22 protein-coding genes are annotated in these 22,388 nt (G+C 73.2%); 8 read left to right on the top strand and 14 right to left on the bottom strand.

Annotation, left to right across the window (positions count from 1 at the left end):
- Positions 1–43 precede the first annotated feature (43 nt).
- On the top strand, positions 44–268 hold the full coding sequence (locus ACH4KB_RS04505) for a hypothetical protein (RefSeq protein WP_032752687.1): 225 nt from the start codon (positions 44–46) through the stop codon (positions 266–268).
- Between the two features lie 108 nt (positions 269–376).
- Here the strand turns inward: ACH4KB_RS04505 and ACH4KB_RS04500 are convergent, their stop codons facing one another.
- From ACH4KB_RS04500 to ACH4KB_RS04490, 3 genes are all read right to left on the bottom strand, one after another.
- Positions 377–1,615 (bottom strand): TerD family protein, encoded by a 1,239-nt coding sequence (locus ACH4KB_RS04500; RefSeq protein WP_398063507.1) that lies wholly within the window; start codon positions 1,613–1,615, stop codon positions 377–379.
- Positions 1,616–1,690: 75 nt separating this feature from the next.
- Entirely contained in the window at positions 1,691–1,912 is a 222-nt protein-coding gene (locus ACH4KB_RS04495) for a hypothetical protein (RefSeq protein ID WP_398063505.1), read from the bottom strand.
- 132 nt (positions 1,913–2,044) lie between these two features.
- Positions 2,045–2,854, bottom strand: coding sequence for an NAD-dependent epimerase/dehydratase family protein (locus ACH4KB_RS04490; protein WP_398063503.1), 810 nt, complete (start codon positions 2,852–2,854; stop codon positions 2,045–2,047).
- A gap of 209 nt (positions 2,855–3,063) precedes the next feature.
- Here ACH4KB_RS04490 and ACH4KB_RS04485 point away from each other — a divergent pair, with 209 nt between their 5' ends.
- Entirely contained in the window at positions 3,064–4,068 is a 1,005-nt protein-coding gene (locus tag ACH4KB_RS04485) for a 5-dehydro-4-deoxyglucarate dehydratase (protein WP_398063501.1), read from the top strand.
- Positions 4,065–5,240 (top strand): hypothetical protein, encoded by a 1,176-nt coding sequence (locus tag ACH4KB_RS04480; RefSeq protein ID WP_398063499.1) that lies wholly within the window; start codon positions 4,065–4,067, stop codon positions 5,238–5,240. Before ACH4KB_RS04485 ends, ACH4KB_RS04480 begins: the two co-directional genes overlap by 4 nt.
- On the opposite strand, the gene ACH4KB_RS04475 is transcribed toward ACH4KB_RS04480, so the two are convergent.
- From ACH4KB_RS04475 to ACH4KB_RS04450, 6 genes are all read right to left on the bottom strand, one after another.
- A complete protein-coding gene (locus ACH4KB_RS04475) occupies positions 5,226–6,602 on the bottom strand; it encodes an MFS transporter (RefSeq protein ID WP_398063497.1) in 1,377 nt (458 codons plus the stop codon). The genes ACH4KB_RS04480 and ACH4KB_RS04475 overlap by 15 nt on opposite strands.
- A 187-nt stretch (positions 6,603–6,789) precedes the next feature.
- Positions 6,790–8,241 carry a peptidoglycan D,D-transpeptidase FtsI family protein gene (locus tag ACH4KB_RS04470; protein ID WP_398063495.1) on the bottom strand — a complete coding sequence of 484 codons (1,452 nt, stop codon included), beginning with the start codon at positions 8,239–8,241 and terminating at the stop codon, positions 6,790–6,792.
- A 102-nt stretch (positions 8,242–8,343) separates the two neighbouring features.
- The gene (locus ACH4KB_RS04465; RefSeq protein WP_398063493.1) at positions 8,344–9,006 is read right to left on the bottom strand and encodes a response regulator; all 663 of its coding nucleotides are present in this window, start codon (positions 9,004–9,006) and stop codon (positions 8,344–8,346) included.
- Positions 9,003–10,280 (bottom strand): sensor histidine kinase, encoded by a 1,278-nt coding sequence (locus ACH4KB_RS04460; RefSeq protein ID WP_398063491.1) that lies wholly within the window; start codon positions 10,278–10,280, stop codon positions 9,003–9,005. Before ACH4KB_RS04460 ends, ACH4KB_RS04465 begins: the two co-directional genes overlap by 4 nt.
- Entirely contained in the window at positions 10,277–11,248 is a 972-nt protein-coding gene (locus ACH4KB_RS04455; RefSeq protein ID WP_398064626.1) for a hypothetical protein, read from the bottom strand. Before ACH4KB_RS04455 ends, ACH4KB_RS04460 begins: the two co-directional genes overlap by 4 nt.
- Before the next feature lie 400 nt (positions 11,249–11,648).
- Positions 11,649–12,419: an IclR family transcriptional regulator gene (locus ACH4KB_RS04450; RefSeq protein ID WP_398063489.1), complete on the bottom strand. Its 771-nt coding sequence runs from the start codon at positions 12,417–12,419 to the stop codon at positions 11,649–11,651.
- 211 nt (positions 12,420–12,630) lie between these two features.
- Here ACH4KB_RS04450 and ACH4KB_RS04445 point away from each other — a divergent pair, with 211 nt between their 5' ends.
- From ACH4KB_RS04445 to ACH4KB_RS04430, 4 genes are all read left to right on the top strand, one after another.
- Positions 12,631–14,151 carry an aldehyde dehydrogenase (NADP(+)) gene (locus ACH4KB_RS04445; protein WP_398063487.1) on the top strand — a complete coding sequence of 507 codons (1,521 nt, stop codon included), beginning with the start codon at positions 12,631–12,633 and terminating at the stop codon, positions 14,149–14,151.
- Complete coding sequence (locus ACH4KB_RS04440; RefSeq protein WP_398063485.1) at positions 14,148–14,759, top strand: DUF1349 domain-containing protein; 612 nt, start codon at positions 14,148–14,150, stop codon at positions 14,757–14,759. The genes ACH4KB_RS04445 and ACH4KB_RS04440 overlap by 4 nt, the downstream gene beginning before the upstream one ends.
- A 237-nt stretch (positions 14,760–14,996) precedes the next feature.
- Positions 14,997–15,713: a DsbA family oxidoreductase gene (locus ACH4KB_RS04435; RefSeq protein WP_398063484.1), complete on the top strand. Its 717-nt coding sequence runs from the start codon at positions 14,997–14,999 to the stop codon at positions 15,711–15,713.
- 90 nt (positions 15,714–15,803) lie between these two features.
- Positions 15,804–16,862, top strand: a complete 1,059-nt coding sequence (locus ACH4KB_RS04430; protein WP_398063482.1) for an aminotransferase class V-fold PLP-dependent enzyme — start codon at positions 15,804–15,806, stop codon at positions 16,860–16,862.
- A gap of 16 nt (positions 16,863–16,878) precedes the next feature.
- Here the strand turns inward: ACH4KB_RS04430 and ACH4KB_RS04425 are convergent, their stop codons facing one another.
- Positions 16,879–17,385, bottom strand: coding sequence for a MarR family winged helix-turn-helix transcriptional regulator (locus tag ACH4KB_RS04425; RefSeq protein WP_398063480.1), 507 nt, complete (start codon positions 17,383–17,385; stop codon positions 16,879–16,881).
- A gap of 152 nt (positions 17,386–17,537) precedes the next feature.
- On the opposite strand from ACH4KB_RS04425, the gene ACH4KB_RS04420 reads away from it, so the two are divergent.
- Positions 17,538–18,608: an alkene reductase gene (locus ACH4KB_RS04420; RefSeq protein ID WP_398063478.1), complete on the top strand. Its 1,071-nt coding sequence runs from the start codon at positions 17,538–17,540 to the stop codon at positions 18,606–18,608.
- Here the strand turns inward: ACH4KB_RS04420 and ACH4KB_RS04415 are convergent.
- The 4 genes from ACH4KB_RS04415 to ectB all read right to left on the bottom strand — a co-directional run bounded on the left by ACH4KB_RS04415 (position 18,584) and on the right by ectB (position 22,370).
- A complete protein-coding gene (locus tag ACH4KB_RS04415; protein ID WP_398063476.1) occupies positions 18,584–19,621 on the bottom strand; it encodes a VOC family protein in 1,038 nt (345 codons plus the stop codon). The genes ACH4KB_RS04420 and ACH4KB_RS04415 overlap by 25 nt on opposite strands.
- 100 nt (positions 19,622–19,721) lie before the next feature.
- Positions 19,722–20,615 carry an ectoine hydroxylase gene (gene thpD / locus ACH4KB_RS04410; protein ID WP_398063474.1) on the bottom strand — a complete coding sequence of 298 codons (894 nt, stop codon included), beginning with the start codon at positions 20,613–20,615 and terminating at the stop codon, positions 19,722–19,724.
- A gap of 6 nt (positions 20,616–20,621) precedes the next feature.
- Positions 20,622–21,020, bottom strand: a complete 399-nt coding sequence (locus ACH4KB_RS04405; RefSeq protein ID WP_003969937.1) for an ectoine synthase — start codon at positions 21,018–21,020, stop codon at positions 20,622–20,624.
- An 87-nt stretch (positions 21,021–21,107) separates the two neighbouring features.
- A complete protein-coding gene (ectB, locus tag ACH4KB_RS04400; RefSeq protein WP_398063472.1) occupies positions 21,108–22,370 on the bottom strand; it encodes a diaminobutyrate--2-oxoglutarate transaminase in 1,263 nt (420 codons plus the stop codon).
- Between the last annotated feature and the right edge of the window lie 18 nt (positions 22,371–22,388).

Here is a 22,388-nt window from a genome sequence, read left to right as displayed (position 1 = left end):
ACGGGCATGGCGTAGGACCTTCGCAGGGCGCATACTCGACTTAATGAAACAGTCAGCCCGGCGTCACCTGCCTTCCAGTCCCTTCAACCGCCCGGCCCAGGAGGCCCCACCGGTCGAATGCTTCGATGTGGGCGACAGGGTGTCGCACGACCAGTTCGGGCTCGGCAGGATTCTTGCTGTCGAGGGCGACAACGATGCGGTCCTCATCGACTTCTCGGGGCGACAGGGAAGGATCCTGAGCCCGTACTCCAAGTTGACCAAGCTCTGAGACGCGGAACAAGCACGAGCAGCGTCCGCCTTCTCCGGATCCGGGGCGCCTGAATCACTTCAGGCGCCCCGGACTCCGTTGCGGCCCTCCGGAGAGGGCCCACGGCGGCTACAGGGACTTGGCGGCGGGCTTCACCATGCCCCGTACGGTGCGCGACTTCACGAACTCGCCCATCCCCGTCATCTCCCACTCGCCGGTGAACTGCTTGATGAGCTTGGCCATCATCACGCCGGTCTGCGGCTCGGCGCCGGTGAGGTCGAAGCGGACCAGCTCCTCGCCGGACGCGTCGTCGATCAGCCGGCAGTAGGCCTTGGCCACCTCGTTGAACTTCTGGCCGGTGAACGAGTTCACCGTGAAGACCAGGCCGGTCGCCTCGGCGGGGATCCGGCCGAGGTCCACCATGATCACCTCGTCGTCGCCCGCGCCCTCACCGGTGAGGTTGTCGCCGGAGTGCTTGATCGCCCCGTTCAGGATGGTCAGCTTGCCGAAGTAGCAGCTGTCCAGGTGGTTGCGGTTGGGGCCGTAGGCGATCACCGACGCGTCCAGGTCGATGTCCTTGCCGCGGAACGCGGGCTCCCAGCCCAGGCCCATCCTGACCCGCGAGAGCAGCGGTGCGCCGCCCTTGACGAGGGACACGGTCTGGTTCTTCTGGAGGTTGACCCGGCCCTTGTCCAGGTTGATCTTCCCGGAGCCCGCGGGCGCCGCAGGGGCCGCCGGGGGAGCGGGCGGGGCCGCCGGGGCGGCCGGGGCGATCCGCGGGTCGACGGGTGCGGCGACCGGAGCGACCGGGGCGGCGGCGACCGGCGCGGGGGGCGTAGGAGCCGGAGGGGCGACCGGGGGAGCGGGCTCCTCGACCGAGACGCCGAAGTCCGTGGCGATCCCGGCCAGCCCGTTCGCGTAACCCTGTCCGACCGCGCGGGCCTTCCAGGCCCCGTTGCGCAGGTAGACCTCGATGACCACGAGCGCCGTTTCCGCGCCCAGCTGCGGCGGGGTGAAGGTGGCGAGCGCGCTGCCGTCGTCCGCGTTGCGCACGGTGGCGGTGGGCTCGACGCCCTGGAAGGTCTGGCCCGCGGCGTCGGGGCTCGCGGTGACGACGATCTTCTCGATGCCCGGCGGGACGGCCGAGGTGTCCACCACGATCGCGTCGGGCGCGGAGCCCCCGCCGGAGCGGTAGGTCACGCCGGGGCCCGAGGGCTGGTTGTAGAAGATGAAGTCGTCGTCGGAACGCACCTTGCCGTCGGCGGTGAGCAGCAGGCCCGAGACGTCGAGCCGCACCGGAGCGGCGACGTCCACCGCCACGCGGGCGGCGGAGAGAGGGATGTTCGAGCCGGGGGTCATTGCGGTCATGCACGGGGTAACGAACGACCCGGCTTTGCCGTTCCCTTACCTTCGGCCGTCCGGAGGACGGTCGTCGGAGGGCTCTCAGCGGCGGTTGCGCGGGTGGTCGCGGGCGGTGCGCTCGTTGCCGTGCTTGTACGCACCGGTCCAGCGCGCCATCACCAGCTGGGCGTCGCCCGAGCCCACCTCGGCCAGGAACTTCTCCGCCCGGCCGCCGCGCAGGGTGCCCGCGGGGCGGCCGTGGTGGGTGATGGTGACGCGCTGGTCGCCGTGCTGTTCGTACTGGAATCCGGAAGGTCTCGGCATGGCCCGTATCCTGCCCGCCCCGCCGCGCCCCCGTCGCCCCGATTTCCGCCGCCCGGTCCCCGCCGCCGTCCGGGTCCGCTGCCGCCGCCCGGTCCGCGCCGCCACCCGGTTCCGCTGCCGCCGTCCGGCGGCTCAGTGCGGCCAGATCGGCGGGTCGGTCGCGAAGTGGCCGCCCACGCGGGTGTGTGCCGGGTTGTCCGGGTCCAGCTCGCCCTGCTCGGCGACGAGCTTCGCCGCGTACGGCTCCGAGTCGTCCAGCGGCCGGTAGCCCAGCGCCCGCGCCGGCGCCAGGTCCCACCACAGGCGGGTGTTGGCGGAGGAGCCGTAGACGACGGAGTGCCCGACGTCCTCGGCGGTGAGGGCCGCGTGGAACAGCCGTGCCCCGTCGCCGGGGCTCATCCAGACCGACAGCATCCGCACCGAGGTGGGCTCGGGGAAGCAGGACCCGATGCGCACCGAGACCGTCTCCAGCCCGTGCCGGTCCCAGTAGAGCTGGGCCAGGTCCTCGCCGAAGCACTTCGAGAGCCCGTAGAAGGTGTCGGGGCGGCGTGGGGCGTCCAGGGAGATCGGCGGATCGCCAGGAGCCGGGCGCGGGGTGTGACCGATGACGTGGTTGGAGGAGGCGGACACGATACGCCGGACGCCCTCCTCGCGGGCCGCCTCGTAGAGGTGGTGCGTGCCCTGGATGTTGGCGCGGAGGATCTTGTCGAACGTGGACTCCAGCGAGATGCCCGCCAGGTGGAGGACCGCGTCCACCCCGCGCACGGCCTCGCGCAGCGCCTCCCGGTCGTTCAGGTCGGCGGTGATCGCCTCGGGCGCGCCCTCCACCGGGACCAGGTCGAGGAGCCGCAGGTCGTATCCGTACGCGGGCAGCAGCCCCCGCATCAGGGTGCCGAGGCCGCCGGCGGCGCCGGTGAGCAGGACGGTACGGGGAGCGGTCATACGGGGGTCTCCTCGGGGGCGTACGCGGGCGCTGTGCGCAATCCTGGCTGACATTCACATGCGTGGACAAAATAGGGAGGTGAGGCGAGGTGCGTCAAGAGCCCGCATCCGTCTTGACCTGCCATCGGAGGCTGCCTTAGCGTTGTGATGTTCATAAATATGGACACCGATCAGAATTGTGCACGCCTGCATCTGTTCAGGGAGCGCCCGTGACCTCAGCCCCCCTTGCCGCCCGGCTCAGCGAAGTCGCCGGGCCGCTCTTCTTCCCCGTGACCGCGTTCGGGCCGGACGGCACCCTCGACCTCGCCGTCTTCCGCGCCCATGTGCGCGCCGGGATCGACGCCGGAGCCGCCGCGGTCTTCGCCTGCTGCGGTACGGGCGAGTTCCACGCGCTGGCCCCCGAGGAGTTCCGCCTCGCGGTCGCCGCCGCCGTCGAGGAGAGCGCCGGGCAGCTCCCCGTCCTCGCGGGGGCCGGCTACGGCACGGCGCTCGCCGTCCAGTACGCGCGGGCCGCCGAGGAGGCCGGCGCGGACGGGCTCCTCGCCATGCCGCCCTACCTCGTCGTCGCCGGCCAGGAAGGGCTGCTGAACCACTACGCGGCGCTCGCCGCGGCCACCGGCCTGGAGACGATCGTCTACCAGCGCGACAACGCGATCTTCACCCCCGAGACGGTCGTCGCCCTCGCACGCACCCCCGGCATCATCGGGCTCAAGGACGGCCACGGCGACCTCGACCTCATGCAGCGCATCGTCAGCGCGGTCCGCACCCACCGGCCCGACGGCGACTTCCTCTACTTCAACGGACTGCCCACCGCCGAACTCACCGGCCCCGCCTACCGGGGCATCGGCGTCACCCTCTACTCCTCCGCCGTCTTCGCCTTCGCCCCGGACATCGCCCTCGCCTTCTACCGGGCCCTGGACGCCGGCGACGACGCGCTGGTCGACGGGCTCCTCGACCACTTCTACCGGCCGCTCGTCGAACTGCGCGCCAAGGGCCACGGGTACGCCGTCTCCCTGGTCAAGGCCGGAGTCCGGCTCCAGGGCCTGGACGTCGGCGAGGTACGCACCCCGCTCACCGAACCGCCCGCCGCACACGTCAAGGACCTCATCGGGATCATCGCGAGTGGCCGCGCCCTGCTGGAGGAGCGCGCCTCCCAGGAGCGCGCCAACCAGGGACACGGCTCCCCGGCGGGCCGGGCGGGGGGCCGGGCGTGAAGGCGGGCGCGTTCCTCTACCCGTGGGACGTCGTCGGGGACCCGGACGCCGCCGCCCGGATCGCGGACCTCGGCGTCCGCCAGGTCACCCTGGCCTCCGCCTACCACTCCACCCGGGCCCTGACCCCCCGCCACCCCGCCCACCGCGTCGTCACCGCCGAGCACGCCGCCGTCCTCTATCCGCCGGACCCGGCCCGCTGGGCGGGGCGGGCCCTCGCCCCGTACCGCCAGAGCTGGACGGCCGGCGACGATCCGTACGGGGAGGCCGCGGGCGCGCTGGCCGCCGCCGGTCTGGAGGTGCACAGCTGGGTGGTGCTCGCCCACAGCTCGCGGCTCGGGGCGGAGCACCCGGACACCTCGGTGGTCAACGCCTACGGGGACCGCTACCCCTGGGCCCCCTGCATCGCCCGCCCCGCGGTGCGCGCGTACCTCGTGGACCTGGCGGCCGAGGCCGCCGCCCGGCCCGGCACGCACGGGACCGAGCTGGAGTCCTGCGGCTGGTACGGCTTCGCCCATCTGCACGCCCACGACAAGGTCGCCGGCGTGGGCCTCGGCGAGGCCGCGCAGTACCTGATGTCGCTGTGCTTCTGCCCGGTGTGCCGCGCGGGGTACGGGGAGGCGGGCGCCGATCCCGGCGACCTGTCCGCCGCCGTCCGCCGTGCCCTGGAACCGGCCTGGTCCGGCGCCGGCTCCCCGGAGTCCGGCCGGGACGGCATCGGAAAGCTGCTCGGACCCGAGCTCGCGGAGGCCGCACTGCGGTGGCGTGGCCGGGTCGCCCGCACGTTCCAGGAGGCGGCCGTCGCGGCGGTACGGGACGCGGCCCCGCCCGGCTTCCAGGTGCTGCTGCACGCCGACCCCGTCCCGTACCGCACCGGGGCCAACGCCGGCGTCGACGCCGACCACATCCTGGCCGTGGCCGACGGCGTGGTGCTGCCCTGCACCGGACCCGACAGCGCCCGTGAAGCGGTCCTCGGCCCGTTCGCCGGCCGGGGAGGCCTGCGCGCCGCCAACTTCGGGATCGTCACCGGGATGGGCGGCAGCCCACGCACCCTGGAGCGCGACGCGGCCCACGCAGCCTCGCTCGGCGCGGACCAACTGCGCCTGTACCACGCGGGGCTCGCCTCGGGGCCGGACCTGGAGGCGGTCGCCGCCGCGCTCTCACGGCTGGGGTGAGGCGGGGCCGGAGTCCCCTGCGGGCCGGGGCTCCCCTCCGGGCCGGGGCTCCTCGCCGGGCCGGGGCTCCTCTCCGGGCCGGGACTCCTCTCCGGGGCGGGACGCCGGCGCAGGGGCGGATGTCGACGCGGGGCCGGGTGTCGACGTGGCGGCGGATGTCGGCGCGGTGGCGGTGCCGCGCCGCACCGCCCCCGCCGCCAGCAGGGCCGCGGCCAGCAGCCCCGCCGCCCCGGCGGTAGCTGTCAGCACCCTCACGTCCACCACCGCGACGAGCCCCGCCCCCACCGCCAGGGCCACCGCGTTGGGCGCCGTCATCAGCGAGCCCGCCGTCGCCGCCGTCCGCCCCAGCACCGCGTCCGGCGTCTCCCGCTGCACCGCGGTCATCGTCGCGATCAGCACGCACGGCAGGCCGAAGCCGATCGCCGCGCTCGCCGCCAGGGCCACCCCGTCGTGCGGGAGCGTCCGCGCGCCCACGGCCAGCGCGAACAACGCCATCCCCGCCGCCGCGAAGACCCGCTCCGGCAGCCGGCGCAGCAGCGGCCCCGCCAGCAGCCCCACCGCCACGGAACCGGCGCCCTGCACCGCGTACAGGACCCCCGCGTACTCCGGCGCCCGGCCCAGCACGTCATCGACGTAACCGAACGTCACGGCCCCGTTGACCCCCGCCAGCAGCATCGTCGCCGCCCCCGCCGTCACCAGCGGGCGCAGCACGGCCGAGGCGCGTATCCGCCGCAGCCCGGCGAGGAGTTCCCCGCGCCACGCCCCCACCGGGGGCCGCGGAGCCTCCCGTACCCGGAGCCGGGCGAAGATCAGGGCGGCCAGGGCGCACGTCGCCGCGTCCAGCAGCGCCACGGCCGGGCCGCCGAACCGCGCGTACAGCCCGGCGCCCGCCAGCGGGGCGACCAGCTTCATGCCCTCGTTGGCCGTCGTCCGCAGCCCGTTGAAGTCCGCCAGCAGCGCGGCGTGCACGGTCCCCGCGACGAGCGCCGACTCCGCCGCGTCGAGCAGGACGCCGCTCGCCCCGTAGAGGACCAGCACCACGAAGACCAGCCAGACGGTGCGGCCCGAGTCCACCAGCACCAGCGTGACCAGCAGTGCGGCCATCGCCAGGTTGACCCGGACCAGCAGCTTCTTCCGGTCCACCCGGTCCGCGAGCGCGCCGAGCGCGGGCCCGGCCAGCACCGGGGCCCACATCGCGCACACCGTCAGCGCCGCCAGACTGTCCGACCCGGTCAGCGACTTGACCCAGATCCCCGCCGTGAGCCACATCGCGGACGTACCGAACCCGGAGACGACCACCCCCGCCAGATACCGCCCCGCCGTCGGGTCCCGCAGGACCCGCACCACCGCCGGACCGCCCATGCCGCCCCGCCCTCCGCCTCGTGCTCCGCGACCCGTCCGTGCGGGCCGTGCGGCTCATGCTGCGGAGTAAGGCGGCGCGGCGGCATCGGGCGGATGCCTTAGGGCGCGTCCGGGGCACAGCGCCGGTGAGGAAGCGGGCGAAAGCGTGGCCCCGGGATCGCCCGGAGCCGCACGAGAGGGACCGGCGTCACCCCTCCAGCGCCGCCCGCATCGTCTTCTGCGCGATCGGCGCGGCCAGCCCGTTGCCGCTGATCTCGGAGCGCGCCGCCCCCGAGTCCTCCACGATCACCGCGACGGCGACCTCCTTGCCGCTGTCGCGGTCCTTCGCGTAGGAGGTGAACCAGGCGTACGGGGTGCTGCTGTTGTCCACGCCGTGCTGCGCGGTGCCCGTCTTGCCGCCCACCTCGGCCCCGGGAATCCGGGCGTTGGTGCCGGTGCCCTCCTCGACGACCGTCACCATCGCGCTCCGCAGCTGCTCGGCGGTCGACTCCTTCACCACCCGCTCGGTGTCGCCGTCGGCGGTCTCCTCCAGCACCGTGCCGTCTCCGTCGGTCACCCGGGAGACCATGTGCGGCGCGGCCAGCTCACCGCCGTTGGCGAGGGCCGAGGTGACCATGGCCATCTGGAGCGGGGTCGCGGTGACCTCGAACTGGCCGATCCCCGTCAGCGCCGTCTGGGCCTTGTCCATACCGGTCGGGTAGACGCTCTTCGCCGCCCGTACGGGGACGTCCAGCTTCTCGGTGTCGAACCCGAACGCGTCCGCCATCTCCTTGACCTCGTCCTGGCCGAGGTCGGCGGCGGCCTTCGCGAAGACGTTGTTGCAGGAGTACTGGAGCGCGGTGCGCAGGGTCGCGTTCTCGCAGGGGGCGGACTTGTTCTCGTTGGGGAGCACGGTGGTGGTGCCGGGCAGGGTGTACGGGTCGGGGCTCTCGGTGCGCTCGTCGACCGAGCCGTACAGCCCGTTCTCCAGCGCGGCCGCCGCGACCACCAGCTTGAACGTGGAGCCCGGCGGCAGCGGCTGCCGCATCGCCCGGTTGACCAGCGGCTTGTCCGGGTCGTCCAGCAGGGCCTGCCAGGCGTCCTGGTCCGTCGTCCCGCTGATCGTCGAGGGGTCGTAGGAGGGGGTGGAGACCATGCCGAGGATCCGGCCGGTCCCCGGGTCGATGGCCACCGCCGCGCCCTTGGTGTCGCCGAGCGCCTCGTAGGCCGCCTTCTGGACGTCCGGGTCGATCGTCGTCAGCACGTTGCCGGGGTCGGCCTGCCCTCCGGTGAGCAGGTCCTTCGGGTCCTTCAGCCGGTCGTCCGTGCCGTCCAGGACGGCGCTGTAGATGCCTTCGAGCTGGTTGGCCCCGTACGCCTGCGAGCTGTAGCCGGTAACGGGCGCGTACAGCTCGCCCTGGGGGTACGTGCGCTTGTACCGGAGGTCGCCGCCACTGGTCCCCTTCGATCCGGTGACCGGCGAACCGGCCACGATGATGTCCCCGAGCGGCTGCGCGTACTGCGCGATGGTGTTCCGCCGGTTGTGCTCGTCGTCCGCGAGCGCCTTGGCCTGGTAGCCCTGCACCCACGTCGCCCGCACCAGCAGGGCGAGCACCATGAGCAGACAGAAGACCGAAGCGCGCCTGATTGTCTTGTTCATCCCACTGGAGGGACGAGCGGGCGCGTTCCGGCCGTTCCCGTCCCTGCCCCTTCTCACTGATTTCTCAGACGGCCCGCCGTGCCCCGGAGCCCGGCCGGCGGCTCAGCCCGGGGTGATGAAACCGGACTCGTACGCCGCGATGACCGCCTGGGTGCGGTCCCGGGCGCCGGTCTTCGCGAGGACCGCCGCCACATGCGTCTTCGCCGTCGCCGGGCCCACCGAGAGCCGCCCCGCGATCTCCGCGTTGGTCAGCCCCGCCGCCATCAGCCGCAGCACGTCCGCCTCCCGCCCGGTCAGCCTCGCCACCCACGGCGGAGCCCCGCCCGCCCGCCGGCCGGCGTGCTCGGAGGCCAGCGTGCGCACCGCCGACGGAAAGAGGAGCGAGCCGCTGTACGCCACCAGCCGCACCGCCTGCACCAGCTCCTCGGCGGCCGCCCGCTTCAGCAGGAACCCGGCCGCCCCGGCGCGCAGGGCCTCGTACACGTACGCGTCGTTCTCGAAGGTCGTCACGACGACGATCCTCGGCGGGTCCTCCAGCGTGGCGAGGATCTGCTCCGTGGCCCGGATGCCGTCGATCTCCGGCATCCGCACGTCCATCAGCACCACGTCGGGCCGCAGCGCCCGCACCACGGAGACGGCCTCCGCACCGGTGGCGGCCTCCCCGACGACCTCGATGCCCTCCTCGGCTTCCAGGATCACGCGCAGCGCCGTACGCACCATCCGCTCGTCGTCCGCCAGCACCACCCGCACCGGAGCCCCGCTCATCGCCGTCCCCCCTTGCGCCCGGCCGTACCCGGCACCGTCAGCGGCAGCAGGGCGGTCAGCCGCCAGACGCCGGCGTCCGCCCCCGCCTCGGTCCGGCCGCCCAGCAGGACGGCCCGCTCCGCTATGCCGCGCAGTCCGCGACCGCCCCCGGGGCGCGCCACGGCGGGCCGCTCGCCCAGTGGATTCTCCATCACGATCTCCAACTCCCTCTCCCGTACGGCGATCAGCAGCCGCACCGGGGACGCGTCCCCGCCGTGCCGCGACGCGTTGCTCAGCCCCTCCTGGACGATCCGGTACGCCTCCCGCGAGACCGCCAGGTCCAGCCTGTCCGGATCGCCCTGCCGCTCGTACGCCACCGGCACCCCGCAGTGCGCCAGCAGCCCGTCGAGCGCGTCGAGCCCCGGCCCGTACACCGTGCCCTCGTCGTCCGGCTCCCCGTCCTGCCGCAGCAGCCCCAGCACCGAGTCCAGCTCCCCGACCGTCCGCCGCGTCGTCTCCTCGATGGCGGTCAGCGCCTCCCGGACGAACTCCGGATCGCGGTCCAGGACCCGGCGCGCCGCCCCCGCCTGAAGGGTCACCGCACTCAACGCGTGCCCCACCGAGTCGTGCAGCTCCCGGGCGAGCCGGTTGCGCACCGCCAGATCCGCCGCCCGGCGTTCGGCGGTGGCCAGCCGGTCCTCGGGCGTCGGCCCCAGCAGCACCGGGGCCCGCCGGGCCAGCAACTCCCCGGCCGCGCCCGCGACCAGCGCCAGCGCCACCAGCATCGCGAGCCCGGCGAACGGGGCGAGGGCCAGGGCCCACGGCCCCCGCAGCGCCTCGGGCCCGTTGAGCAGCCAGGTGGAGCGCAGCCCGGCGGAGAACGGCAGCGCGGCGACCGCCACCGCGAACGGCGGCAGTGCCAGGGTGCTGCCGCTGACGATCCCGCCGAGCGCCAGATGCAGGGTGTACCAGCCGGCGGTACGCACCCGGGCCTGCCGGGTCCGGGCGGGGCCGTCGGCCAGCAGGGCGGGCGGCACCCCGCACAGGGCGCGGACGGCGGCCACGGACAGCGGCCGGACGAGCGGGAAGAAACCGGTGGCCGCCGCGATCGGCAGGGCGATGGCGAACGCGGCGAACTGGGCGGGCAGAGAGGTGAACAACGCCTCCCCGCCCCCCGTCATGCCGACGAGCACCGTGCCGACCAGGAAGTACGGCATCAGCAGCGCGCCGCCGATGATCAGATGCAGCCAGCGCAGCCGCACCCGCCGTCCGAACACCACGGAGAGCGGCCTCATGACACCCGGTCGGCGTCGGCCGGGTCGGCGACGCCGACGTCGGTGGGCCGCGCGGAAGCCGCCGAGCGCTCCGCGAGGAAATAGGCGCCCAGCGTCACGACGAGCGCCCCGGTCAGCATCTGGACAGCGTAGGTCAACACCGTCGCCGTCGTCGGCCGGTCCGCCGCTTCGCCCGCGCCGAGCAACTCCGCGACGGTCAACCAGCCACCCCAGCAGGCCATCTCCGCCGAGCCGGCCCAGGCCAGGACGAGCGGCAGCCGCAGGGAGAGACGCCCGGTGCGGCGGAAGGCGAGCAGGAGCACCCCGACGACGGTGACCACGACGAAGAGCAGGTTGACGGCTTCCAGGACGTAGAAGTCGCTGGTCCGGTCCGCCGCCCGGCCGGCGTGGAGCCCGGCGGTGGAACCGCTGACCCACAACAGGTGCGTGACGCCGGGAAAGAGAGCCGCCGAAGCGGCGGCGACGGCGGTCGCGCGCAGGGCGGGCCCGGTCGGACTGGTCGGCAGATCCCGCAGCCGCCCCTGCCACAGGCGGCCCCAGCGCTCCCTGGCGTACAGCGCGAAGAGGATGCCGAGGGCGAGGCCCTGGACGATGAAGCCGCCGTAGACGACGCCGAAGACCCACGGGTCCAGGAACGGCTCGGAGCTCCCCTCGCCGACCGGCCGGCCGACGCCGCCGCCGAGGAGCCGGACGACCATTTGGAGCGGGAAGGCCGTCATGATCGGCAGCAGCAGACCGCTCGCCACCCACATCGGCGCCACCAGCAGCCAGGCGGGCACCCGCTTGCCCCAGGGCCGGGTGAGCAGCAGCGCGAGGACGATGACGGCGCAGTCCATCAGCACCGTGGCCCCGTTGACGACGCGCAGCCCGGTGCCGCCCTCCAGCAGCGCGCTGCCCTCCGGGATGCCGAGCCGACTGCCCGCCATCCAGGTCACCTTGAGCCCGATGTAGGGCAGACAGGCCACCATGGCGACCACCCGGAGCAAGGACCGCGCCCGGCCGACGCGGTACGAGGACGGTGCGACCCGGTACGAGGCCGCCTCGGCGCGGTACGAGGGCGCCTCGGAGGCCGCCTCGGCGCGGTGTGGTGGCGTCCCAGGGCCCGGAACGGTGCGGCGGGGCGGGGTGGGTGCCTGGGGAGGCCGGCTCACTGTCATGGCGCCCAGGCTTCCGCGCCGGCCGGCCCCGCACGTCCTGCCCGGCGACGATCCGTCTCCGCCACGCGGGGGAGGGGACCGCCCGCCCACCGGCCGCCCGCCGCCCACGGGCCGCCCACGGGCCGTCCGCCGGCCGGCCGCACCCTGCCTCAGCCGTTCAGCGTGACCAGGACGTCGTCGTCCTCGACCGGTCGGAGCGCTATCGCGGCCATCAGAGTCTCCGGGTCGCGAGGGCGAGCCGGTCCCGGGCGTCGAACAGGGCGTCCTTCACCAGCTGTTCGTGACCGGGGGTGAGCCGGGCGACCGGCACCGAGCAGCTGATCGCGTCGCGCGCGGGCGTCCGGTAGGGGATCGCCACGCCGAAGCAGCGCAGCCCGACGGTGTTCTCCTCGCGGTCCACCGCGTAGCCCTGCTCGCGGACCAGCCGCAGCTCCTCGATGAGCCTCTCGCGGTCCGTGATGGTGTGCTCGGTCAGCGCGGGCAGCGACTCGGGCAGCATCTTGCGGACCTGCTCGTCGCTGTGGGTCGCCAGCAGCGCCTTGCCGAGCGAGGTCGAGTGCGCGGGCAGCCGGCGGCCGACCCGGGTGAAGGGGCGCAGATAGTGCTGGGACTGCCGGGTGGCGAGGTAGACCACGTTCGTCCCGTCGAGGCGGGCCAGGTGGATGGTCTCCGTGGTGTCGTCGGACAGCCTGTCCAGGGTGGGCCTGGCGGCGGCCACGACCTCGTCGCCGTCGATGTACGACGTGCCGACCAGCAGGGCGCGGACGCCGATCCCGTACCGGGTGCCCGTCGCGTCCGTCTCCACCCAGCCCAGCTCCACCAGGGTGCGCAGCAGCATGTAGAGGCTCGACTTGGGGTAGCCGACGGCCTCCTGGACAGCGGCCAGCGAGTGCATGCCGGGCCGCCCCGCGAAGTATTCGAGGAGTTCCACGGTCCGTACCGCGGACTTGACCTGTGCCCCACCGGACTCGGCGACCGACATCGCCCACGCCCCCTTCTCCAGCTCATCGACTTCTCGTCCGCGTCGGCGTCCGAAAAGCCGCCACACGATTGCCAACACGGAACGCCCCGAAATAGAGTCCCAGGACATTCACGTTCAGGAACTCCGTTCAGAATACCGAACACTTGCCGACGCGCGGCCGAAGCCGGCCGAAGTCGGCCGGAGGACGGTCGCACCACGGGAGGTAATCAGGGTGAGCGCAGCACCAGTCTGGAGTGTCGACCCCCGAACCGGGAACCCGCGCGAGCAGGTCGCGGTGGAGGCCACCGCCGAGGAGGTCGACCGGGCGGTCCGGGCGGCCCACGCCGTCCGCGACGCCCTCGCCGACCGGGCGACGCGCGCCGCGTTCCTGCGGGCGGCGGCGGAACTGCTGGAGGAGACCGGTGAGCACATCGTCGAGGCGGCCGACGCGGAGACCGCCCTCGGCCCGGCCCGGCTCACCGGGGAACTGGCCCGTACCGCGGCCCAGTTGAGGGCGTTCGCGGAGGTCGTGGACGAAGGCGCCTACCTCGACGTCCACATCGACCACCAGGACGGATCCCGGACCCCGCCCTGGCCCGACCTGCGCCGCTACAAGATCCCGCTCGGGGTCGTCGCCGTCTACGCGGCCAGCAACTTCCCGCTCGCCTTCTCCGTCCCCGGCGGCGACACGGCCAGCGCGCTCGCCGCCGGCTGCCCGGTCGTGGTCAAGGCGCACCCCGACCACCCGGCCACCTCCGAACTCTGTGTCTCGGTCCTCCGCCGCGCCGCCGCCCGCACCGGACTGCCCGAGGACGTCGTGACCCTGGTGCACGGCTTCGACGCGGGCGTCGAGCTGGTCCGCCACCCGCTGGTGAGCGCGGCCGGCTTCACCGGCTCGGTACGCGGCGGACGCGCCCTGTTCGACGCGGCCGCCGCCCGCCCCGCCCCCATCCCCTTCCACGGCGAACTCGGCTCCCTCAACCCGGTCGTCGTCACCGGTGCGGCCGCCGCCGAGCGCGCCGGGGAGATCGGCGCCGGGCTCGGCGGCTCGATGACCCTGGGCGCGGGCCAGTTCTGCACCAAGCCCGGCTTCGTCCTGGTCCCCGAGGGTGCGACGGGCGACCAGCTCCTCAAGACGCTCACCGAGACGGTCAGCTCCACCGGGTCCGGCGTCCTGCTGGACCACCGCATGCGGGACGCCTTCGTCGCCGGCGTACGGGAGCGGGCCGCGCTGCCGGACGTCGGAGCGCCCGTCACCCCCGGCGCGGGCGGCGAGCACACCGTCTCCGCCGGATTCCTCACCGTTCCTGCCGCCCGGCTGGCCGCCGAGGGCCCGCACGACGCGCTGCTGGAGGAGTGCTTCGGGCCGGTCACCGTGATCGCCCGGTACGCGTCCGTCGACGAGATCGCCGCCGTCCTCGCCCGGCTGCCCGGGAACCTCACCGCCACCCTTCAGACCGCCACCGAGGACGACGACCCCGACGCGGCGCGCCTGCTGGCCGCGCTCACCCCGCTCGCCGGGCGCATCCTCGTCAACGGCTGGCCGACCGGCGTCGCCGTCGCGCCCGCCCAGCACCACGGCGGCCCCTACCCGGCCTCCACCTCCACCTCCACCTCCGTCGGCGCGACGGCGATCGAACGCTGGCTGCGCCCCGTCACGTACCAGTCCACCCCCGAGGCGCTCCTCCCGCCGGAGCTGCGCGAGGACAACCCGATGGGCCTGCCCCGCCGGGTGGGCGGAGGCCGCGCATGAGCCCGCACCTGGACGCCCTTCCCTTCGCCCTGGAAGCGGAGGGCCCCGACGGACGCTGGACCCACGCCGACGGCGTGCTGACCGGCCGGGCCGGACCCGGCCAGGACCTGTTCGTCCCCCCGTCCGGCGACTGTCTGGAGCCGGGCTCCGACGCCCCACGCCTGCTCGGACCGGTGGGGGAGGGCGACTTCCGGCTGGTGGCCCGGGTGCGCCCGGGGCTGCTGTCGTTCGGTGACGCGGGCGCGCTGTACCTCCACGTCGGGGAGCGCGAGTGGGCCAAGCTCTGCCTGGAGCACTCCGCGGGCCTCCCGACCGTCTGCACCGTCGTCACCCGGGGCCACTCCGACGACGCCAACGCCTTCGTCGTGGAGGAGGGCGTCTGCTGGCTCCGCCTCAGCCGCACCGGCGGCGCCTACGCCTTCCACGCCTCCACCGACGGCGAGAGGTGGACCTTCGTCCGCTTCTTCACCCTGGGGACGGAGAAGGAACGGGCGGCCGCCCGCGCCGGCTTCCTGGTGCAGTCGCCCACTGGTGAGGGCTGCGGCGCGGTCTTCGACCGGATCGCGTTCCTGGCCGGGGGAGTGGAGGACCTGCGCGACGGGCGGTGACGGGGCGATACGGCGGTCACGGCGGCGATACGGCGGTCGCGGGGGCGGCCCGGCGGTGACGGGGGCCCGGCGGTGACGGGGGCGACCCGGCGGTGACGGGGGTGACACGGCGGTCGTGGGGAGGAGGGGCGGGCGGGAGGTTCCGGGAATCACCCGGTGCGGATTCGCGTTCGACCCACTGACCCTGCGCGGAGGACCCCTCCGCGCCCGCCGCGATCCCTGGAGAGTAGAAGAGTCATGCGCGTCGAGATCTGGAGCGACATCGCTTGTCCCTGGTGCTACATCGGCAAGGCCCGCTTCGAGAAGGGCCTCGCGGAGTTCGCCCACCGGGACGAGGTCGAGGTGGTGCACCGCTCCTTCGAGCTCGACCCCTCCCGGGCCAAGGGCGATACCGCGCTCGTGATCGACATGCTGGCCGAGAAGTACGGCCGCAGCCGCGAGGAAGCGGCCTCGATGGAGGCCAACGTCGCGGCCAACGCGCAGGCCGAGGGGCTCGGCTACCGCACCGAGGGCCGTGACCACGGCTCCACCTTCGACCTCCACCGGCTGCTGCACCTGGCCAAGGCCCGCGGCCGTCAGGACGAGCTGCTGACCCTCGCCTACCGGGCGAACTTCGCCGAGGAGCGGTCCGTCTTCGACGACGAGGTGCTGCTGGCTCTCGCCGTGGAGGCCGGACTCGACGCCGGCGAGGCCCGTGCGGTGCTCGCCGACCCGGACGCGTACGCGGACGACGTCCGCACCGACGAGCGCGAGGCGGCCGAACTGGGCGCCAACGCCGTGCCGTTCTTCGTCCTCGACCGTCGGTACGGGATCTCCGGCGGCCAGCCGTCGGAGGTCTTCGTCCAGGCGCTGGAGCAGGCGTGGAAGGACCGCGCCGTCACGGCTCTCACCGCCGTCGGCGGGGAGGCGGCGGCCTGCGACGCGGACGGGGCCTGCGAGGTTCCGCGCAGCTGAGCCGCCCGGAAGCCGCCCATAAGTATTCCTTTGGTGATCCCTTGAATCTGCGTGATTGACTTTGCCTCAAGGGGGCTTCAGGGTGGACGCATGACGATCCTCGCGCCCATCCGAGCGGCAGCCGTCGAATTCGCCCCCAAAGTCACCTACCTCAACACCTCCAGCTGGGGCCTGCTGCCCCGCCGGACGATCGCGGCCGTCAAGGCGCTGGCCGACGAGAACGCCGCGGGGCGCCGGGTGGGGGCGGGCAGCTTCGACGCGGTGGAGGCCGCCCGGGCCGGCTTCGCCCGGCTCGCCGGGGTTCATCCGGACCGGGTCGCCACCGGGAGTTCCGTCACCGTCCACGTCGGCCTGATCGCCGCTTCCCTGTCGCCGGGCGCCGAAGTCCTCTGCCCCGAGGGCGAGTTCTCCTCCGTGGTCAGCCCGTTCGCGCTCCGCGGTGATCTGCGCGTGCGGTACGCGCCGCTCGACGGGCTCGCCGGGGCCGTGCGCCCCTCGACCGCCCTCGTCGCCTTCTCCGCCGTGCAGTCGGCCGACGGCCGGGTGGCCGATCTCGCCGCCGTCCGCGCGGCCGCCGCGGCGCACGGCGCCCGCACCCTGCTGGACGGAACCCAGGCGGCGGGCTGGTTCCCGCTGGAGGCGGGGGCGTACGACTACACCGTGACCGGCGGCTTCAAGTTCCTGCTCTGTCCGCGCGGTACGTCGTTCCTGACCGTCACCGAGGAGGCGCAGGACACCCTGCCGCCCCTCTTCGCCGGCTGGGTCTCCGCCGGCGCTCCCTGGGCGAGCAACTACGGCCCCCTGGAGCGCCTCGCCCCCACCGCTCGCGGCTTCGACGAGCCGCCCGCCTTCCTCTCGTACCACGGGGCCGAGCACTCCCTGGAGCTGCTCGGTGAAGTAGGGGCCGACGCCCTGTACGCGCACGCCACCGGGCTCGCGGCCCGACTGCGGGCGGGGCTGGCGGAGCTCGGGCACGAGACCGTTCCCGGGGAGTCGGCGATCGTCTCCGTGCCGGGTCTCGAGGGCCGGCAGGCCGAGCTGGTGGAGGCGGGCGTCGCCGTCTCCGCCCCGGCCGGCAATCTGCGGATCTCCTGCCACCTCTACAACACCGAGGCCGACGTGGACCGGATGCTGGAGGTCCTGGCCTGATCCGCAGGGGGGTGGCTCAGCACCGGTCCGGGCAGCCCGCGGTCTCCCGGCAGAGGTTCTCCTCGACCTTCGCCAGCAGCCGGATCAGCTCCGTGCGCTCGGCCGGTCCGAGGCCCGCGAGTGTCTGCTCCTCCAGGCTGCCCCAGGCGTCCCGGACCGCGGTGTGCAGCGCGCAGCTCTCGTCCGTCGCCTCGACCAGCACGGCCCGCCGGTCGGCCGGGTCGGGGCGGCGGCGCACGTGCCCGGTCTGCTCCAGTCGCTGGAGCATCTTCGTCACCGTGGACGGGTCCAGGTCCAGGGCCCTGATCAGCTCCGTCTGACGGACCGCGCCCCGGTCCCACAGGTGCATCATCAGCAACTCCTGCCCCGGGTAGAGGTCCACCCCCTTCAGTGCCTTGCCCGCCGCTGTCCGGTGCAGCCGGGCCACCCGGGAGACGGCGTGGCTGACGGGCCCGCTGAGCGCCGCCGTGGGCGGCGCGTTCGTACAGGCGTCTTCCGCGGGGGTGGCGCGGCCGGTGGTCATGGCGGGCTCCTGGGGGTCCTCGGGGTTGCGGGCGGCGGCTCTCGATGATGCCCGACGGTTTCCCGCAACTTTACCTTGGTCGGCCAATCAATGGGCTACAGTTGCCGCTGTCGCCGATAGTTGGCCGACCACATACTTTTTTGGGAGCTCTCATGACCACTGCTTTCGACCCGATCGACCTGTCCGGAACCCAGCTGGCCAACCGCATCGCGCTGGCCCCGATGACCCGCAGCCGGGCCGGTGAGGGCGGCACCGCCACCGAGCTCACCGCCACGTACTACGCCCAGCGGGCCTCGGCCGGCCTCGTGATCACCGAGGGCATCCAGCCGTCCGTCGTGGGCCAGGGCTACCCCACCACGCCCGGTCTGCACAGCGCCGAACAGGTCGCTTCCTGGCGCAAGGTCACCGACGCCGTGCACGCCGAGGGCGGCCGGATCTTCGCCCAGATCATGCACGCGGGCCGCATCGGCCACCCGGTCCTGCTGCCGGACGGCCTCGTCCCCGTCAGCGCCTCCCCGGTCAGGGCCGAGGGCCAGGTCTACACCCACGTCGGCCCGAAGGACTTCGTCGAGCCGCGCGAGCTGACGGACGCCGAGATCCACGCGACCATCGCCGACTTCGTCACCGCCTCCCGCAACGCCGTGGACGCCGGCTTCGACGGGGTCGAGCTGCACGGCGCCAACGGCTACCTCATCCAGCAGTTCCTGGCCCCCAACACCAACCTGCGCACCGACGCGTGGGGCGGCTCCGACGAGGCCCGCATCCGCTTCGCCGTCGAGACCGTCAAGGCCGTCGCCGCCGAGATCGGCCCGGAGCGCACCGCCCTGCGCATCTCGCCCGGCAACCCGTACAACGACATCCACGAGCCCGCCCCGGAGGCCACGTACACCGCGCTGGTCCAGGCGATCGAGCCGCTCGGCATCGCCTACCTGCACCTCCTGGAGGCCGCCCCGATCCGGGAGCTGACCCTCGCCCTGCGCAAGGCCTTCTCCGGCACCCTCGTCCTCAACGTGCACTCAGAGGGCGCCACCGGACCCGACGACCACACGGTGATCGACGACGGCATCGCCGACCTGATCTCCTACGGATCGCTCTTCCTCGCCAACCCGGACCTGCCCGCCCGGCTCAAGGCGGGCGGCCCGTTCAACACCCCCGACCCGTCGACCTTCTTCGGCGGCGACGCCAAGGGCTACACCGACTACCCGGCGCTCGACGCCGTCTGAGAGTCCTCACGAGGCCTCCCGTCCCACCGCCACGAGGTGCGGCGCGGGTGGTCCGGCAGCTCGGCGCGACCGGTGGCCCACAGCAGTACGGCCCACCGGTCGCCGCCGGCCGGGGCGTCCGGGAAGAGCCGGGCCAGCACCCGGTCGCAGAGCGCCGGGGACGGCGACCAGCCCAGCCCCAGGCCCTCGGCGAGATCATGCGTGTGCACCAGGGTCTCCACCACGCCCATCGCGGCGAAGCCCTCCGGGTCGGAGATCCCGTACCCGTGGTACGAGCGCACCTCCGGGGGCGTCGTCCGCGCCATCGAGGCCAGCAGCGCCCCGCTCGCCTCCAGCGTGGCCAACAGCCCGGCGGGACCGGCGTCACGGTCGGCGAAGACCGCGTTGTGGGGCCCGCCCTGCCGTTCGGGCGCCCACCGGTAGGGCACCTCGCGGTCCAGCGGAGGCGTACGCGGCCCCAACTGCACGGCGTACGCGAACAGATCGTCGCTCAGGTGCTCCACCGTCTCCCAGCAGGTCCAGTCAAGGCTTCCCGCGGGCGCGTCCCAGCGGTCCGCCGGGGCCTGGGCCAGCACGTCCACCGCGAGCCGCACCGCCGAGGTCACATCGTCGGCGGTCACCGGCAGCCGGGTCCCGCCGAGCGCCGCCCGCTCGGCGGCGGAGCACTCCACGCAGAACTCGTTGCCCTCGGGATCGGCGAGGGTCGCCCAGCCGCGCCCGTTCGGCCTGCGGTGGTCGCCCACCAGGGTCGCGCCGAGCGCGAGCAGCCGCTCCACCTCCTCGTCCCGGGAGCGGTCCTGCGGCTGGATGTCCAGGTGGACGCGGTTCTTGGTCTGTTTCCTCTCGTCCACCTGGACGAAGAGGATGGCCGCGCCAGGGGCCTCGACCAGCGCCTCCGGGTCGCCGGGGACGTCCTCGTCGGAGAGCGGTGCGCCGAGCACCTGGGCCCAGAAGCTGCCGAGCGTGTAGGCGTCGGCACAGTCGATCGTGATGTGGCGTACATGGGAGGTCATGGCGGACACCCTCTCCGCTGACCCGGCCCCGGTCCAACGAGTTACGCGGAGAGGGCCGGGACGGCGTACCGTCCCGGCCCTCTCCCGCGCGTGCGTGCCGCTACTTCACCGGGGTGAAGTCCCGCGCCCCGATGAACTCGGGGCGGCGGATCGGAGCCGCGAAGGGCTCCTGCGCCGCGTTCTCCACGCTGTTGAAGACGATGAAGACGTTGCTGCGCGCGTACGGGGTGATGTTGTCGCCCGAGCCGTGCATCGCGTTGCAGTCGAACCAGGTCGCCGAACCGGCCTTGCCCGTGAAGAGCCTGATGCCGTGGCGGTCGGCCATCTTCGTCAGCGCCTCGTCGGACGGGGTGCCGGCGTCCTGCATCTGCAGCGACTTCTTGTAGTTGTCCTTCGGCGTCTCACCCGCACAGCCGAGGAACGTCTTGTGCGAACCGGGCATGATCATCAGCCCGCCGTTGGTGTCGAAGTTCTCGGTCAGCGCGATCGACACGGACACCGTCCGCATGTTCGGCAGACCGTCCTCCGCGTGCCAGGTCTCGAAGTCCGAGTGCCAGTAGAAGCCCGTGGCCCCGAAGCCCGGCTTCACGTTGATCCGGGACTGGTGGACGTACACGTCCGAGCCGAGGATCTGGCGGGCCCGGCCCACCACCCGCTCGTCGCGGACCAGACCGGCGAAGACCTCGCTGATCCTGTGGACCTCGAAGACGGACCGTACGTTCTGCGACTGCTTCTCGACGATCGAGCGCTCGTCGGCGCGGACCGCCGGATCGGAGATCAGCCGGTTCAGCTCCGCCTGGTAGACGGCGACCTCGTCCGGGGCGATGAGCTGGTCGACGGTGAGGAAGCCGTCGTGCTCGAACCCCTGGAGATCCTTGGCGGCGATCGGGCCCGGTGCGCCCGGCGCGGACCAGATGACCGGGTCCTGGCGGGGAGTGGTCATCTCGGCGGCGCCGCGCGAGGGGTACAGATCGGCGCGTACTTCGGTGGTCATGGTGGTTCAGGCCTCCTCGGTCAGCAGTGGGTAGACACCGTTCTCGTCATGGTCCTCCCGTCCGGTGACGGGAGGATTGAAGACACACACGCAGCGGAAGTCGGTCTTGGGCCGCATGGTGTGCCGCTCATGCCCGTCCAGCAGATACATGGTGCCGGGCGTGATCCAGTGCGTCTCGCCGGTCTCGTCGTTGGTGAGCTCGGCCTCGCCCTCGGTGCAGAGCACCGCCTCGATGTGGTTCGCGTACCACATGGAGGTCTCCGTGCCCGCGTACAGCACGGTCTCGTGGAGCGAGAAGCCCACCTTCTCCTTGGCGAGCACGATGCGCTTGCTCTCCCAGGTGCCGGACGCTGACTTCACATGCCGGTCGGTGTTCTCGATGTCACTGAACGATCGGACGATCACGGTGAGCGGTTGCCTTTCTCTCTGTACAGGGTCCCGGGCCTCGCGGGCCCGGGACCTCTCTTCTCCGCCTGCCCCGGCAGTGCCGGGTCAGGCCGTCTCGCGGACGCAGCGGGCCAGCGTGCGCAGGCCCTCGTCCAGCTCTTCGGGGGTGATGGTCAGCGGCGGAAGGAGCTTGACGACCTCGCTCTGCGGGCCCGAGGTCTCCAGCAGGAGCCCCAGCTCGAAGGCGCGGGCGCAGACCGCCGTGGCGCGCGCCGGGTCCTGGAACTCCATGCCCCAGACCAGGCCCCGGCCGCGGAACTGCGCGGTCGGCTCCTCGGCGCAGATGGCCAGCAGTGTCTGCTCGACCTGTTCGCCGCGGGCCAGGGTCTGCTTCTCCATCTGGCCGTCGGCCCAGTAGGCGTCCAGCGCGGCGGCGGCCGTGACGAAGGCCGGGTTGTTGCCGCGGAAGGTGCCGTTGTGCTCGCCCGGCTCCCAGATGTCCAGCTCGGGCTTGAACAGGCACAGCGACATCGGCATGCCGTAGCCGCTGATGGACTTCGACAGCGTGACGATGTCCGGGACGATGCCGGCCTCCTCGAAGGAGAAGAAGCCGCCGGTACGGCCGCAGCCCATCTGGATGTCGTCGACGATCAGCAGCATGTCCTGGCGGTGGCACAGCTCCTGGAGCGCGCGCAGCCACTCGGCGCGGGCGACGTTGATGCCGCCCTCGCCCTGGACCGTCTCCACGATCACGGCGGCGGGCTTGTTCAGGCCGGAGCCCTGGTCCTCCAGCAGTCGCTCGAACCAGAGGAAGTCGGGGACCGTGCCGTCGAAGTAGTTGTCGAACGGCATCGGGGTGCCGTGCACCAGCGGGATGCCGGCCCCGGCCCGCTTGAACGCGTTGCCGGTCACGGCGAGCGAACCCAGCGACATGCCGTGGAAGGCGTTGGTGAACGAGACGACGGACTCGCGGCCCTTGACCTTGCGGGCCAGTTTCAGCGCCGACTCGACGGCGTTGGTGCCGGTCGGGCCGGGGAACATCACCTTGTACGGCAGGTCGCGCGGGCGCAGGATCACGTTCTGGAACGTCTCCAGGAACGCCCGCTTGGCGGTGGTCGCCATGTCCAGGCCGTGGGTGATGCCGTCGCGCTCGATGTAGTCGATCAGCGCTCGTTTCAGCACCGGGTTGTTGTGGCCGTAGTTGAGCGAGCCGGCTCCGGCGAAGAAGTCCAGGTAGGAGTGGCCGTCCTCGTCGGTCAGGCGGGCGCCCTGCGCGCGGTCGAACACGGCGGGCCAGCCGCGGCAGTAGCTCCGTACCTCGGACTCCAGGGTCTCGAAGACGCTGAGGGCGGGCGGGGTGATGGTCACAGCGGATCTCCTGCGTGA

It is taken from the genome of Streptomyces sp. NPDC017520 (assembly GCF_044329855.1).
Classification (GTDB): domain Bacteria; phylum Actinomycetota; class Actinomycetes; order Streptomycetales; family Streptomycetaceae; genus Streptomyces.
This window is presented reverse-complemented; position numbering and strand designations above follow the sequence as displayed.